Origin of the sequence: Dyella flagellata (assembly GCF_030160275.1) — a bacterium.
Lineage (GTDB): Bacteria > Pseudomonadota > Gammaproteobacteria > Xanthomonadales > Rhodanobacteraceae > Dyella_B > Dyella_B flagellata.
The window spans coordinates 1-16041 of the sequence record NZ_BSOA01000023.1; the positions used below are offsets into that span (position 1 = coordinate 1).

Here is a 16041-nt window from a genome sequence, read left to right on the forward strand (position 1 = left end):
CGTGACCGATCGTGCCCACGTTCACGTGCGGCTTGGTGCGTTCGAATTTACCCTTTGCCATGGTTCAGACCTCTGAAAAAGAACTGTGATGTTTAGCGAAAAAAACCTTCTCAGGCTTTTTTCATGACTTGTTCGGCGATGTTGTTCGGCGCCGGTTCGTAGTGATCAAATTCCATCGTGAAAGTGGCGCGACCTTGCGTCTGCGAGCGCAGCGCCGTCGCGTAGCCGAACATTTCACCCAGCGGGACCATCGCATTGATGACCTTGCCCGACGGGGTATCGTCCGACCCCTGCAGCACGCCGCGACGACGGCTGATGTCTCCCATGACGTCACCGAGGTAGTCCTCCGGCGTCACGACCTCGACCTTCATGATCGGCTCAAGCAGGATCGGCTTCGACTGCTTTGCGCCTTCCTTGAAGAGCTCCCTGAACGCGCCATAGGCGGCGATCTTGAACGCCATTTCCGACGAGTCGACGTCGTGGTACGAACCGAACACCAGCTTGGCCTTCACGCCCACGACCGGGAAGCCGGCCAGGTGACCGCTGGAAATCGACTCGCGCAGGCCCTTCTCGACCGACGGAATGTATTCCTTCGGCACCACGCCGCCGGTGATGTCGTTGACGAACAAAAAGTCGTCTTCCACGTCCGGGTTCTTGTGGTCCTCTTCGGTCATCGCGGAGAACTCGATCACCACGTGGCCATACTGACCCTTACCACCGGACTGCTTGGCGTGCTTGAAGTCCGCCTTGTACGAGCCCTGGATCGTCTCCCGATAGGCCACCTGCGGCTTGCCGACGTTCGCCTCGACATTGAATTCGCGACGCATGCGGTCGACGATGATGTCCAGGTGCAGCTCGCCCATACCGGAAATGATGGTCTGGCCGGATTCTTCGTCCGTACGCACGCGGAACGACGGATCCTCCGCCGCCAGACGACTGAGTGCGACACCCATCTTTTCCTGGTCGGACTTGGTTTTCGGCTCCACCGCCATCGAGATCACCGGCTCCGGGAACGTCATGCGCTCCAGGGTGATGACGTGGTCCTGCGCGCACAGCGTGTCACCAGTGGTGACGTCCTTCAGACCCACCGCCGCGGCGATGTCGCCCGCGCGCACTTCCTTGATTTCCTGGCGCTCGTTGGCGTGCATCTGCAGGATGCGGCCAATGCGCTCCTTCTTGCCCTTGACCGAGTTGTACACCTGGTCACCAGCATTGAGCGTACCGGAATAGACGCGGAAGAAGGTCAGCGAACCCACGAACGGATCGGTCATGATCTTGAACGCGAGTGACGAAAACGGCGCGTTGTCGTCGGCCGCGCGACTGGCTTCTTTCTCGCTCTCGTCGATGCCCTTCACCGGCGGACGATCGGCCGGCGACGGCAGCAACTGGATTACGGCGTCCAGCATGGCCTGCACGCCCTTGTTCTTGAACGCGCTGCCGCAGAACACCGGAATCAGCTTGTTGGCGAGCGTACCGGCGCGCAGGCCTGCGATGACTTCCGCCTCGGAGAGGTCACCCTCTTCCAGGTACTTGTTCATCAGCTCTTCGGACGTTTCGGCCGCCGACTCCACCATGAAGTTGCGCGCCTCTTCGGCGTCGCCCTTCAGGTTGGCGGGAATGTCCTGGTATTCGAACTTCATGCCCTGGGACTCCATGTCCCACACGATCGCCTTCATCTTGAGCAGGTCGATCACGCCTTCGAAGTTGTCTTCCGCGCCGATCGGCAGCTGCATCGGTACCGGATGGGCACCCAGGCGCGACTTCAGCTGGTCCACGACCTTGCCGAAGTTCGCACCGGTGCGATCCATCTTGTTGACGAAAGCGAGGCGCGGCACGCTGTACTTGTTCGCCTGGCGCCACACCGTTTCGGACTGCGGCTGCACACCACCCACCGCGCACAGCACGAACACCGCACCATCGAGCACTCGCAACGACCGCTCCACCTCGATGGTGAAGTCCACGTGCCCTGGCGTGTCGATGATGTTGAAGCGGTGCTCGGGCAAGGACCGGTCCATGCCCTTCCAAAACGCCGTCGTTGCCGCCGACGTAATGGTGATGCCGCGCTCCTGCTCCTGCTCCATCCAGTCCATCGTCGCGGCACCGTCATGCACCTCGCCAATCTTGTGACTGACGCCGGTGTAGAACAGGATGCGCTCCGTGGTGGTGGTCTTGCCGGCATCAATGTGCGCCATGATGCCGAAGTTGCGGTAGCGCTCGATGGGAGTGGTGCGTGCCACGGTACTAACCTCGAATGCGTACTAGCTTGCTTACCAGCGGTAGTGCGAGAAAGCCTTGTTGGCCTCAGCCATGCGATGCGTTTCTTCGCGCTTCTTGATGGCGCCGCCACGGTTTTCCGAAGCTTCCAGCAATTCCGCGGCCAGCTTGCGCGGCATGGACGTCTCACCGCGCTTGCGTGCGGCCTCGATCGCCCAGCGCATGGCCAGCGCCATACGACGGCCCGGACGCACTTCGACCGGCACCTGGTAGGTGGCGCCACCGACACGGCGGGACTTCACCTCGACCGCCGGCGCGATGTTGCCGAGAGCCTTCTCGACCAGCTGCACCGCTTCGGCGTGCTTTTCGCCGATGTGGTCGAGCGCGCCATACACGATGGACTCCGCCACAGACTTCTTGCCGCTCTTCATCACCATGTTGATGAAACGGGCGATCAGCTGGCTGCCGTGCTTGGGATCGGGCAGCACCAGACGGGCGGGATGGGAACCTTTACGCGACATGTTTGTTGTCCGTTATCTTCTGCGGGCGTCCGGCCCACGGGTGAGCGGCCGTCCCGGCCGCACTCTTCAATAAATTACGCCTTCTTCGGGCGCTTGGCGCCGTACTTCGAGCGACTCTGGCGGCGCTTGGTCACGCCGGCGCAGTCGAGGCTGCCGCGCACGGTGTGGTAGCGCACACCCGGCAGGTCCTTCACGCGGCCGCCGCGAATGAGCACCACCGAGTGCTCCTGCAGGTTGTGGCCTTCGCCACCGATGTAGCTGATGACCTCGTAACCGTTGGTCAGGCGCACCTTGGCAACCTTTCGCAGGGCCGAGTTCGGCTTTTTGGGGGTAGTGGTGTACACGCGCGTGCAGACGCCGCGACGCTGCGGGCTGCTTTGCAGGGCCGGCGAAGCGCTCTTGTAGCTCTTCGGGCTGCGGGATTTGCGCACCAGCTGATTGACTGTCGTCATGCGAAGCTATTCCTGGGAAACATAAAGGCAGACCGACAAGACCGGTCTGCCAAGAAGCGGGAATTTAACATGGGCGCCTTGCCTCAAGCAAGGAAACACCCGCCGTCCTAGACTCGAACACGAGGCGCAGTCCCTGCGCCTCATTTCGTATGTCGGCAAGCAAGCCGTTATTGGGCTTACTCGATACCTGCATCAGTGCCTACCGGCGCCTCCGCGAAGGAGACCTGGGAAGAACCGGAAAGAGTTTCCAGTTCCGAGGCGGTCAAACCGCCCTGGCGATGACGCTGAGCGTGATACGCCAGACCCGTACCAGCCGGAATCAGACGGCCGACAATAACATTTTCCTTCAGGCCACGCAAGGTATCGCGCGTGCCACGAACCGCCGCCTCGGTAAGAACGCGGGTGGTTTCCTGGAACGAAGCCGCCGAGATGAACGACTCGGTCGCCAGCGATGCCTTGGTGATACCCAGCAGCACCGACTGGAATTCGGCCCGACGTTCGTTGCGGGCTTCCGCACGGTCGTTCTCGGCGGAGATGCGCACGCGCTCCACCTGCTCGCCGCGCAGGTAATGGCTTTCGCCCGGCTCGGTGATCTCGACCTTGCGCAACATCTGGCGAATGATCGTTTCGATGTGCTTGTCGTTGATCTTCACACCTTGCAGGCGGTACACGTCCTGGATTTCCTTGACCAGGTACGCAGCCAGCTGCTCGACGCCCAGCAGGCGCAGGATGTCGTGCGGATTAGGCTCGCCGTCCACCACGGTTTCGCCCTTCTCCACGTGCTCGCCTTCGAACACGATGACCTGGCGCCACTTCGGAATCAGCTCTTCGTGCTCGTTGCCCTCGCTGTCCTTGATGATCAGGCGCTGCTTGCCCTTGGTGTCCTTGCCGAAGCTGACCACGCCCGAACGCTCGGCGAGGATCGCCGGCTCCTTCGGCTTGCGGGCTTCGAACAGGTCGGCCACGCGCGGCAGACCTCCGGTGATGTCGCGGGTCTTCGAGGTTTCCTGCGGAATACGCGCGACCACGTCACCCACGCCCACTTCGGCGCCGTTCTGGATCGACACGATCGCGCCGGCCGGCAGGAAGTACTGCGCCGGCACATCAGTACCCGGCAGCTTGAGCTCGCGGCCCTTGCTGTCTTCCAGGCGCACGATCGGGCGCAGATCCTTGGCCGCGGTACCGCGACGCTTCGGATCGGTCACCACGGCCGACTCCAGGCCGGTCAGTTCGTCGGTCTGGCTCTGCACGGTGACGCCATCGATGAAGTCGATGAAGCGCACCACGCCCGCCACTTCCGACACGATCGGATGGGTATGCGGATCCCAGTTGGCGATGGTCTGGCCAGCCTTGACCGGCGCACCATCCTTGACCGAAATGGTGGCGCCGTAGGGAACCTTGTAGCGCTCGCGCTCGCGGCCGTTGGCGTCGATCACCGACACTTCGCCCGAACGCGACACGGCCACCAGGTGACCCTGGCCGTGCTGCACGGTCTTGAGGTTGTTGAACTTCACCGCGCCAGTGGTCTTCACCGACACGTTGTCCACCGCAGCCGCACGCGACGCCGCACCACCAATGTGGAACGTACGCATGGTCAGCTGGGTACCCGGTTCACCGATCGACTGCGCAGCCACCACGCCCACGGCTTCACCCATGTTCACCAGGTGACCGCGAGCAAGGTCGCGGCCGTAGCACAGCGCGCAAACGCCATGGCTGGCCTGGCAGGTGATCGACGAGCGCACCTGGATGGACTGCACGCCGGCCTTGTCGAGCTTCTCGACCAGGGCTTCGTCCAGCAGCGTGTTGCGGGTGACGATCGGCTCGTCGCCCTCGCCCGGGCCGTAGACGTCCTCGGCCACCACGCGGCCGAGCACGCGCTCGCGCAAGGGCTCGACCACGTCGCCGCCTTCCACGATCGGCTGCATCATCAGGCCTTCTTCGGTACCGCAATCGGTCGAAGTAATGACCACGTCCTGCGCCACGTCGACCAGTCGACGGGTGAGGTAACCGGAGTTCGCCGTCTTCAACGCCGTATCGGCCAGACCCTTACGGGCACCGTGCGTCGAGTTGAAGTACTGCAGCACGTTCAGGCCTTCGCGGAAGTTCGCCTTGATCGGCGTCTCGATGATCGAGCCGTCCGGACGCGCCATCAGGCCGCGCATACCGGCCAGCTGTCGAATCTGCGCCACCGAACCACGCGCGCCGGAGTCGGCCATGATGTACAGCGAGTTCATCGACTTCTGCGCGACCGTCTTGCCCTCGGCATCGGCGACCTTCTCGGTACCGATACCGTCGATCATCGCCTTGGCGACCTGTTCGTTGGTGCGCGACCAGATGTCGACCACCTTGTTGTAGCGCTCGCCGGCGGTAACCAGGCCCGACTGGTACTGTTCCTGGATTTCGACCACTTCCTTCTCGGCCTCTTCCAGGATGCCCTTCTTCTCGGCCGGGATGATCATGTCGTCGATGCCGATGGAGATGCCGGCGCGCGTCGCGAAACGGAAGCCGGTGTACATCAGCTGGTCGGCGAAGATCACCGTGTCCTTCAGACCCAGGCGGCGATAGCAGGCATTGATCAGGCGCGAGATGTTCTTCTTGGTCAGCTCGGTGTTGGCCAGCTCGAACGGCAGGCCTTCGGGCATGATCTCGGCCAGCAGCGCGCGGCCCACGGTGGTTTCCATCAGCGAGATGCTGCTGGTGCGCTCACCGTTGTCGTGCACGTGCACCAGCTTCATGCGTACCTTGATCCGCGCATGCAACTGGATGGCACGGTTGTCGTAGGCGCGACGCACTTCGCTGATGCTGGAGAACACCATGCCGGTGCCCTTCGCGTTCACCAGTTCGCGCGTCATGTAGTACAGGCCCAGCACCACGTCCTGCGTCGGCACGATGATCGGCTCGCCGTTGGCAGGCGACAGGATGTTGTTGGACGACATCATCAGCGCGCGTGCTTCCAGCTGCGCCTCGATCGACAGCGGCACGTGCACGGCCATCTGGTCGCCGTCGAAGTCGGCGTTGAACGCGGTACACACCAGCGGATGCAGCTGGATGGCCTTGCCTTCGATCAGCTTCGGCTCGAACGCCTGGATGCCCAAACGGTGCAGCGTCGGCGCGCGGTTCAGCAGCACCGGATGTTCGCGGATCACCTCTTCGAGGATATCCCACACCATCGGCTCTTCGCGCTCGACCAGCTTCTTGGCCGCCTTGATGGTGGTAGCTTCGCCGCGTGCCTGCAGCTTGGCGAAGATGAAGGGCTTGAACAGCTCCAGCGCCATCTTCTTCGGCAGGCCGCACTGATGCAGGCGCAAGGTCGGACCGACCACGATCACCGAACGGCCGGAGTAGTCCACGCGCTTGCCGAGCAGGTTCTGGCGGAAGCGGCCCTGCTTGCCCTTGATCATGTCGGCGAGCGACTTCAGCGCGCGCTTGTTGGTGCCGGTGATGGCGCGGCCGCGACGGCCGTTGTCCATCAGCGCATCCACCGATTCCTGCAGCATGCGCTTTTCGTTGCGCACGATGATGTCGGGCGCATTGAGCTCGAGCAGGCGCTTGAGGCGGTTGTTGCGGTTGATGACGCGGCGATACAGGTCGTTGAGGTCGGAGGTCGCAAAACGGCCACCATCCAGCGGCACCAGCGGACGCAGGTCCGGCGGCAGCACCGGCAGCACGGTCATGACCATCCATTCCGGACGGTTGCCGGATTCGAGGAAGGCCTCGATCAGCTTTACGCGCTTGGTGAGGCGCTTGAGCTTGGTCTCGGAGTTGGTGGACGAGATCTCTTCCTTCAGGCGAATCACTTCACCCGGCAGATCGAGCGACTTCAGCAACTCAAAGACTGCCTCGGCACCCATGCGGGCGTCGAACTCGTCACCGTGCTCTTCCACCGCTTCCAGGTACTGGTCTTCGCTCAGCAGCTGGCCGCGCTCGAGCGCGGTCAAACCCGGATCGATCACCACGAAGGCTTCGAAGTACAGGATGCGCTCGATGTCGCGCAGGGTCATGTCCAGCATCAGGCCGATGCGCGAAGGCAGCGACTTGAGGAACCAAATGTGCGCAACCGGACTGGCCAGCTCGATATGGCCCATGCGCTCGCGACGCACCTTGGCCAGGGTCACTTCCGTGCCGCACTTTTCGCACACCACACCACGGTGCTTCATGCGCTTGTACTTGCCGCACAGGCACTCGTAATCCTTCACGGGACCGAAGATGGCGGCGCAGAACAGGCCGTCACGCTCCGGTTTAAAGGTGCGATAGTTGATCGTTTCCGGCTTTTTCACTTCACCGTACGACCAGGAACGGATCAGCTCCGGGGACGCCAGCGCGATCTTGATCGAATCGAACTCCGGCGTAGCGCGCTGCTGATTGAACAGATTGAGCAAATCTTTCATTGCATAAGCTCCTGTAACCCGCGGGTTACTTGATCTCTTCCAGGTCGATGTCGATGCAGAGCGAGCGGATTTCCTTCACCAGCACGTTGAAGGACTCCGGCATGCCCGCCGCCATCTCGTGGTTGCCGTCGACGATGTTCTTGTACATCTGGTTGCGGCCCTGTACGTCGTCGGACTTCACCGTGAGCATTTCCTGCAGGGTGTAAGCCGCGCCGTAGGCTTCCAACGCCCAGACTTCCATTTCGCCGAAACGCTGACCGCCGAACTGCGCCTTGCCGCCCAGCGGCTGCTGGGTGACGAGCGAGTACGGACCAGTCGAACGCGCGTGCATCTTGTCGTCGACCAAGTGGTTGAGTTTGAGGTAGTGCATGTAGCCGACAGTGACCGGGCGATCGAACGCCTCGCCGGTGCGTCCGTCGTACAGCGTGGTCTGGCCCGACTCGGGCAGCTCCGCCAGTCTCAGCATCGCCTTCAGTTCGGCTTCCTCGGCACCGTCGAACACCGGGGTGGCCATCGGCACGCCTTCCTGCAGGTTGTTCGCCAGCGTGAGGATTTCCTCATCGGTCAGCGACTTCAGGTCGACATGCTGCACGGCGCCGGCGACATGGTGGTTGTAGATCTGGTCGAGGAACTCGCGGATCTTCGCCACCTTTTCCTGCGCTTCGAGCATCTGCTGGATCTTCTTGCCCAGGCCCTTGGCGGCCCAGCCAAGATGCACTTCCAGAATCTGGCCGATGTTCATACGCGAAGGCACGCCCAGCGGGTTCAGGCAGATGTCGATCGAGGTACCGTCGGCCATGTAAGGCATGTCTTCGACCGGCACCACGTTGGACACCACGCCCTTGTTACCGTGGCGACCGGCCATTTTGTCACCCGGCTGGATGCGGCGCTTCACGGCCAGGAACACCTTGACCATCTTCAGCACGCCAGGAGCGAGGTCGTCGCCCTGGGTGATCTTGGCCTGTTTTTCCTTGAAGCGCTTGTCGAACTCTTCCTTGTGGCGCTTGACCTGCTCGGACGCGCGCTCGAGGAACTCGACCGTGGCTTCGTCCTTGGGATTGACCTTGAACCAGTCGTCCTTCTTCAGGCCGTCCAGGTACTCGTTGGTGATCTCGGCACCGCGCTTGAGACCGGCCGGACCGCTGTTGGCGACCTTGCCGACGAGCTGGGCGCGCATACGGTTGTAGATCGCGCCTTCGAGGATACGGAATTGGTCGTCGAAGTCCTTGCGGATGCGCTTGATTTCCATCTCTTCGATCTGGCGGGCGCGCTTGTCCTTCTCGATCCCGTCGCGCGTGAACACCTGCACGTCGATGACCGTGCCGTCCATGCCCGGCGGCACGCGCAGCGAGCTGTCCTTCACATCGGACGCCTTCTCGCCGAAGATCGCGCGCAACAGCTTTTCTTCCGGCGTGAGCTGGCTTTCGCCCTTGGGCGTGACCTTGCCGACCATGATGTCGCCGGCCTTCACTTCCGCACCGATGTACACGATGCCGGACTCGTCCAGGCGCGCCAGCGCCTGTTCGCCCACGTTCGGGATGTCGGCGGTGATTTCTTCGGCACCCAGCTTGGTGTCACGCGCGATGCAGGACAGCTCCTCGATGTGGATCGAGGTGTAGCGGTCTTCCTGCACGACGCGCTCGGACAGCAGGATCGAGTCTTCGAAGTTGTAGCCGTTCCACGGCATGAAGGCGATCAGCATGTTCTGGCCGAGCGCGAGCTCGCCCAGATCGGTCGACGAACCGTCGGCCAGCGTGTCGCCCTTCGCCACCATGTCGCCCACGTTCACCAGCGGACGCTGGTTGAGGTTGGTGTTCTGGTTGGAACGGGTGTACTTGGTCAGCGTGTAGATATCGACGCCGGCGTCGTTCTCGCCGACTTCGCTTTCGTTCACGCGCACCACGATACGCGCTGCGTCGACCTGGTCGATCACGCCGCCGCGCTTGGCGGTGACGATGACGCCCGAGTCACGCGCCACGGCGCGCTCGATGCCGGTACCCACCAGCGGGGTCTGCGAACGCAGGGTCGGCACGGCCTGACGCTGCATGTTCGCGCCCATCAGCGCGCGGTTCGCGTCGTCGTGCTCCAGGAACGGCACCAGCGCCGCCGCGACCGACACGGTCTGCATCGGCGAGACGTCCATATAGTTGATCTCGGCCGACGGACGCAGCTCCGACTCGCCGCGGAAACGGCAGGACACGAAGTCTTCGACGAAGCGTCCGTCCTTGAGCGGCGAGTTCGCCTGCGCGATCACATGATCGCCCTCTTCGATCGCCGATAGGTATTCCACCTGGTTGGTGACCTTGCCGTCCACGACCTTGCGGTACGGCGTCTCGAGGAAGCCGTACTGGTTGGTGCGCGCGTACACGGCGAGCGAGTTGATCAGACCGATGTTCGGACCTTCCGGCGTTTCGATGGTGCAGACGCGGCCGTAATGGGTCGGATGCACGTCGCGTACCTCGAAGCCGGCGCGCTCACGCGTCAGGCCGCCCGGGCCCAGTGCGGACACGCGACGCTTGTGCGTCACTTCCGACAGCGGGTTGTTCTGGTCCATGAACTGCGAGAGCTGCGAGGAGCCGAAGAATTCCTTCACCGCCGCCGCAACGGGCTTGGCGTTGATCAGATCCTGCGGGGTGAGGCTTTCGGCTTCGGCCAGCGACAGGCGCTCGCGCACCGCGCGCTCCACGCGCACCAGGCCGATGCGGAAAGTGTTTTCCGCCATTTCACCCACCGAACGCACGCGGCGGTTGCCGAGATGGTCGATGTCGTCCACCGTGCCGTGACCGTTCTTGATGTCGATCAGCACCTTCAGCACATCGAGGATGTCGGAGCGCTCGCCCTGCGAGGCCACCAGCGCCTGCGCCTCTTCGCTCTTCAGTTCGCCGAAGTACTTCTGGTCGAACAGCACGCCGGGGCCGAGGATCTCCTTGCGGCCGACGCGACGGTTGAACTTCATGCGGCCCACCGCCGACAAGTCGTAGCGGTCGAAGGTGAAGAACAGATTGAAGAACAGGTTCTGCGCCGCTTCCTTGGTCGGCGGCTCGCCCGGACGCATCATGCGATAGATTTCCACCAGCGCTTCGAGCTGCGTCTTGGTGTTGTCGATGCGCAAGGTATGCGAGATGTAGGCGCCGCGATCGAGGTCGTTCACGTACAGCGTGGGCAGCGTTTCGATGCCGGCCTTGCGGAAGTTTTCCAACTGCTCGGCGGTGATCTCGTCGTTCGCCGAAGCCAGCAGTTCGCCGGTCTTCGAATCGACGATGTCTACGCCCAGGATGCGGCCGACCGGGTAATCGTCCGGCACTTCCAACGCGGTGATGTTCTCGGCCGCAAGCTGGCGCACGTGGCGCGCGGTAATACGCTTGCCGGCTTCCACCAGCACCTTGTCGCCGATCATCAGGTCGAAGCTCAGCGTTTCGCCGCGCAGGCGCTCGGCGACCAGTTCCAGCGTGGTGCCGCCCTTCTTGCCAAGGTGGAACACGTTGTGCTCGAAGAAGATGCCGAGCATCTCTTCATTGCTATAGCCGAGCGCACGCAGCAGCACCGTCACCGGCAGCTTGCGGCGACGGTCGATACGGGTGAACAGCGCGTCCTTCGGGTCGAATTCGAAATCCAGCCACGAGCCGCGGTAGGGAATCACGCGCGCGGAGAACAGCAACTTGCCGGAGCTGTGCGTCTTGCCGCGGTCGTGGTCGAAGAACACGCCCGGCGAACGATGCAGCTGCGACACGATCACGCGCTCGGTGCCGTTGATGATGAAGGTGCCGGTGTCGGTCATGAGCGGGATTTCGCCCATGTAGACTTCCTGCTCCTTCACGTATTTGACGGCCTTCTTCGAAGCCGGGCTGTCCTTGTCGTAGATCACCAGACGCACGGTCACGCGCAGCGGCGCGCCGAAGGTCATGCCGCGGTTGCGGCATTCGCGTTCATCGAACGGCGGCTCACCGAGGCGGTAATCGACGTATTCAAGGGCCGCGTTGCCCGAATAGCTGACGATCGGAAACACGGACTTCAACGCGGCGTGCAGACCTTTGTCTTCGCGCTGCTTGGGAGCAACTTCCTCCTGCAGGAATTCACGGTAGGAATCGGTCTGGATGGTCAGCAGGTTGGGTACGCCCAATACGGGCGGACGCTTGCCGAAATCCTTGCGGATACGCTTCTTCTCGGTAAACGAGTAGGTCATGGTCGGTGACGCCTCGGTTCGCTGTGGCGCCGGTGGTGCACACACCGGCTAAATTGGGAAAACTTGGATCTGGGGGATCGTGAATAGAGGCTCTTGCTCACCAAAAACCCTATTCGCGAGGCCCTACATCCAAAGCATCCGTGCTTGGTTTATCAAAAAAAGCTCCTGCCTTTTTTGAGGGATCAGCCCCTGGTTGCAATGCAGCCAGCGGCTGAAGCGGGCAAAGCCCGGGGGCTTACGCCCCCAGGCTTGGCATGCGCTGGATCGAACTGACGGCGCGCAAGAGCGCCAATTACTTCAGTTCGACCTTGGCGCCGGCGGCTTCGAGGTCCTTCTTGAACTTCTCGGCGTCTTCCTTCGACACGGCTTCCTTCAGGACGCCACCCGACTCGGTCAGGTCCTTGGCTTCCTTCAGGCCCAGGCCGGTGATCGCGCGGACGGCCTTGATCACGTCGACCTTCTTCTCGCCGGCGTTGATCAGCACGACGTCGAATTCGGTCTTCTCTTCAGCGACCGGCGCTGCGGCACCACCACCACCAGCCATGACGACCGGAGCTGCGGCGGACACGCCAAACTTCTCTTCGATGGCCTTCACCAGCTCCATCACTTCCATCAGCGACTTGGCGGCTACGGCTTCAACGATCTGTTCGTTGGTAAGGGACATTGTTTTATTACCTCTGGAAATGGGTCAGTTGGATCGCGACGAACTTAGGCAGACGCGGCTTCGGCCGGGGCGGCTTCGCCACCACCCTGCTTGTCGGCCACGGCCTTGACGGCGCGCGCGAACATCGCAGCGGGTTCGGCCAGCACACGGGCCAGCATGGCGAGGGCCTCTTCGCGGGTCGGCAGCGAGGCCAGCACTTCGACGTGCGTAGCCGGCAGCAGCTTGCCTTCCACCGAGACGACTTTCGCCTTCAGCTTGTCGTTGCCCTTGGCGAATTCCTTGATCAGACGACCGGCAGCGCCGGGCTCTTCCATCGAGAATGCGTACAGCAGCGGACCGGTCAGAGCGTCTTTGACGACCTCGAACTCGGTGCTCACCACGGCGCGCGAAGCAAGCGTGTTCTTGACAACTTTCAAGAAAACGCCGGTTTCACGAGCCTTCTTGCGCATCGCGGTCATTTGTTCGACCGTGGTGCCCGCATACTCGGCAGCGACCAAGGAGTGAGCCTTCGCGGCCACGGCGGCCAGTTCGGCGACTACTTCTTGCTTCTGAGAGAGATTCAGAGCCATGTTTCACTCCTCTAATGAACTCCGCTTACGGCTCCTGCCGCTGGCGGTCCTGAGCGACGCCGTCCGTGACGTCGGGGACTTGAAGTCCCGGGTGGTGGCCTTTCCAGATGAAACTTCGATTCCAGAAGGGGCAACACCATCTACGCAGGCCAGGTTTGCGTAACCCGATTAAGCGCTCCCAAGCAACGATGACGGCGATTCCCTTGCCTGATCGAGCTCCTTGCCCGTCGTCACCATGCGCGGATCGCGCCTGCGGTCTTTGACGGCGGCCCCGGCACGTGGCCAGGGCTACCCTCAAATGACGCCTGCGCGGGACTGAAGCTCCCGCGCAGGACTTGATTTCTTACTTGGCCGAGGCCGCGCTCAAGGTCGAGGTATCGACCGGCACGCCCACGCCCATCGTGCTGGACAGCGCGACCTTCTGCAGGTACTGGCCCTTGGCAGTGGCCGGCTTGGCCTTCATCAGGTCGGCGATCAGCGCGTTCAGGTTGTCGGCCAGCTGGCCGGCTTCGAAGCTGGCCTTGCCGATGGTGGCGTGGATGATGCCCGCCTTGTCGTTGCGGAACTTCACCTGGCCGGCCTTGGCGTTCTTCACGGCCGTGACGACGTCGGCGGTGACCGAGCCGTCCTTCGGGTTCGGCATCAGGCCGCGCGGACCGAGCAACTGGCCCAGCTTACCGACCACGCGCATCGCGTCCGGCGTGGCGATCACGCGACCGAAGTCGAGGTCGCCTGCCTGCATGCGCTCGGCCAGGTCGTCCATGCCGACGGCGTCGGCACCAGCCGCCTTGGCGGCTTCGGCCTTCTCACCGGCCGGGCAGAACACGGCAACCTTGATGGTCTTGCCGGTGCCGTGCGGCAGCAGCGAAGAGCCGCGCACACCCTGGTCGGACTTCTTGGCGTCGATGCCGAGGCGCACGGCCACGTCCACCGACTCCACGAACTTCGCCTTGGCGTTGTTCTTGATGATGTTGAGGGCTTCGTCCAGGCCATAGACCTTGCCCGGCTGCACCGCGGCCTGGGCCGCCTTCATACGCTTCGTGAGCTTTGCCATGTCTTAACCCTCCACCACCAGGCCCATGCTGCGTGCGCTACCGGCGATGGTGCGCACTGCGGCGTCCAGATCAGCAGCCGTGAGATCCGGCTCCTTCTGCTTCGCAACGTCTTCCAGCTGCTTGCGGGTGATCTTGCCGACCTTGTCGGTGTTCGGCTTGGACGAACCCTTGGCGACGCCGGTGACCTTCTTGATCAGCACGGTGGCGGGCGGGGTCTTGGTGATAAAGGTGAAGGTACGGTCCGAGTAGGCCGTGATGATGACCGGGATCGGCATGCCCGGCTCCATCTTCTGCGTGGCGGCGTTGAACGCCTTGCAGAATTCCATGATGTTCAGGCCGCGCTGACCGAGGGCCGGGCCCACGGGCGGCGACGGGTTGGCCTGACCGGCCTTGACCTGCAGCTTGATATAACCGACGACTTTCTTTGCCATTTGGTGGTTTCCTCGCGAGTTCCAGCGCCTTGCGGCTCCTCGCTGCGCACAATCCGTGGTGAGAGGGAAGCTCGCGGTCCTGCGAACTCCAGAAATACGGACACGCCGAGTCGAAAGACTCCGGCGTGAACCGAATAGTTTAGAGATGTTGAGGGGCTAAAGCAAGCCCCATGCCGGATGACAGGATCAGGCCTTCTCGACCTGCCCGAATTCCAGCTCGACCGGCGTGGACCGTCCGAAGATCAGCACGGCTACGCGCAAGCGGCTCTTTTCGTAGTTGACTTCCTCGACCACGCCGTTGAAGTCGTTGAACGGGCCATCGATCACGCGAACCATTTCGCCCGGCTCGAACAGAACCTTGGGCTTGGGCTTGTCCACGCCCTCGCGGACGCGGCTCAGAATGGTGTCCGCCTCGCTGTCGCGAATCGGCATGGGACGGTCGGCCGTACCGCCGATGAAGCCCATCACCTTGGGCGTCTCTTTCACCAGGTGCCAGCATTCGTCGTCGATACGCGGCGCCTTGCCCTCGGTATCGGTTTCGATCTGCACCAGCACGTAGCCGGGGAAAAACTTGCGCTCGCTGCGGCGCTTCTGGCCGCTGCGCATTTCCACGACTTCCTCGGTAGGCACCAGCACCTCGCCGAACTTCTCTTCCATGCCGGCGCGATGAATGCGCTCGATCAGCGACTTCTTGACCTGGTTCTCAAAGCCCGAATAAGCATGGACGACATACCAACGCTTGCTCATCGCACGCTCCTCAGGAACCCAGCTTCAACAGATGGTCCAACACCACCCACTTCAAAAGGAAATCGATCGCGCCCAGCAACAGCGACAGGACGATCACGACCAGAATGATAACGCCGGTAGTCTTGATGGTCTCGTCCCGCGTGGGCCAGACCACCTTGCGCATTTCGAACTGCGATTCAGCCAGAAAGTGCCGTGCACGACGCCCCGGCGCCGTAAACGCGGCAATCGCCAGCGCAATGATCACGGCAGCAAGGATGGTGATCAAACGCAGCGGCGACGCAGCACCTGTGTTGCCGAGATAGGTATAACCGACGATACCGGCAGCCAGCACCAGCACGGCCAGCACCAGCTTGCCGATATCGGCACCACTGGTGCCTTTGGACTGTTCAGCCTTGGTATTCATAGGTCTCTGTTTATGCGCTCCTCCATGGGCGCAAAGATTAAACCGGCATCCATGCCGGACTCCTCAATACATGGCACGCCAGGAGGGACTCGAACCCCCAACCTGCGGTTTTGGAGACCGCTGCTCTGCCAATTGAGCTACTGGCGTATGGAAACTTTTGGGACCCGGGATCCGGGGCCCGGGACTTGGCAAGCGGACAGCTTAACGCCTCCGCTCTTCCAAGTCCCGGGTCCCGGCCCCCGAGTCCCGCCGATATTACTTGGTGATCTTGGCGACGACGCCGGCGCCCACCGTGCGGCCGCCTTCGCGGATCGCGAAACGCAGGCCTTCGGTCATCGCGATCGGCGAGATTAGCGTCACCGAGATCTTCACGTTGTCGCCCGGCATCACCATCTCCGTGCCCTCCGGCAACTT

12 protein-coding genes and 1 tRNA gene are annotated in these 16041 nt (G+C 62.5%); all 13 read right to left on the reverse strand.

Annotated elements, in window-relative coordinates:
• Positions 1–110: 110 nt before the first annotated feature.
• Positions 111–2237, reverse strand: coding sequence for an elongation factor G (fusA, locus tag QQJ96_RS12530; RefSeq protein WP_284332346.1), 2127 nt, complete (start codon positions 2235–2237; stop codon positions 111–113).
• 30 nt (positions 2238–2267) lie between these two features.
• The gene (gene rpsG / locus QQJ96_RS12535; protein WP_188792867.1) at positions 2268–2735 is read right to left on the reverse strand and encodes a 30S ribosomal protein S7; all 468 of its coding nucleotides are present in this window, start codon (positions 2733–2735) and stop codon (positions 2268–2270) included.
• Between the two features lie 74 nt (positions 2736–2809).
• Complete coding sequence (gene rpsL / locus QQJ96_RS12540; protein ID WP_126687172.1) at positions 2810–3187, reverse strand: 30S ribosomal protein S12; 378 nt, start codon at positions 3185–3187, stop codon at positions 2810–2812.
• Between the two features lie 176 nt (positions 3188–3363).
• On the reverse strand, positions 3364–7575 hold the full coding sequence (gene rpoC / locus QQJ96_RS12545; protein ID WP_284332347.1) for a DNA-directed RNA polymerase subunit beta': 4212 nt from the start codon (positions 7573–7575) through the stop codon (positions 3364–3366).
• 25 nt (positions 7576–7600) lie between these two features.
• The gene (rpoB, locus tag QQJ96_RS12550) at positions 7601–11758 is read right to left on the reverse strand and encodes a DNA-directed RNA polymerase subunit beta (RefSeq protein WP_284332348.1); all 4158 of its coding nucleotides are present in this window, start codon (positions 11756–11758) and stop codon (positions 7601–7603) included.
• 292 nt (positions 11759–12050) lie between these two features.
• Positions 12051–12422, reverse strand: a complete 372-nt coding sequence (gene rplL / locus QQJ96_RS12555) for a 50S ribosomal protein L7/L12 (RefSeq protein WP_284332349.1) — start codon at positions 12420–12422, stop codon at positions 12051–12053.
• 44 nt (positions 12423–12466) lie between these two features.
• Positions 12467–12991: a 50S ribosomal protein L10 gene (gene rplJ, locus QQJ96_RS12560; RefSeq protein ID WP_126687176.1), complete on the reverse strand. Its 525-nt coding sequence runs from the start codon at positions 12989–12991 to the stop codon at positions 12467–12469.
• Positions 12992–13334: 343 nt separating this feature from the next.
• Positions 13335–14045, reverse strand: coding sequence for a 50S ribosomal protein L1 (rplA, locus tag QQJ96_RS12565; protein WP_284332350.1), 711 nt, complete (start codon positions 14043–14045; stop codon positions 13335–13337).
• 3 nt (positions 14046–14048) lie between these two features.
• Entirely contained in the window at positions 14049–14477 is a 429-nt protein-coding gene (rplK, locus tag QQJ96_RS12570) for a 50S ribosomal protein L11 (RefSeq protein ID WP_284332351.1), read from the reverse strand.
• A 186-nt stretch (positions 14478–14663) separates the two neighbouring features.
• On the reverse strand, positions 14664–15224 hold the full coding sequence (nusG, locus tag QQJ96_RS12575; RefSeq protein WP_188792874.1) for a transcription termination/antitermination protein NusG: 561 nt from the start codon (positions 15222–15224) through the stop codon (positions 14664–14666).
• A 10-nt stretch (positions 15225–15234) separates the two neighbouring features.
• Positions 15235–15627: a preprotein translocase subunit SecE gene (secE, locus tag QQJ96_RS12580; protein WP_284332352.1), complete on the reverse strand. Its 393-nt coding sequence runs from the start codon at positions 15625–15627 to the stop codon at positions 15235–15237.
• 71 nt (positions 15628–15698) lie between these two features.
• Positions 15699–15774 (reverse strand) — tRNA-Trp (locus tag QQJ96_RS12585).
• A gap of 108 nt (positions 15775–15882) precedes the next feature.
• A partial coding sequence (locus QQJ96_RS12590; protein WP_486599110.1) for an EF-Tu C-terminal domain-related protein occupies positions 15883–16041 on the reverse strand: 159 nt, incomplete at its 5' end.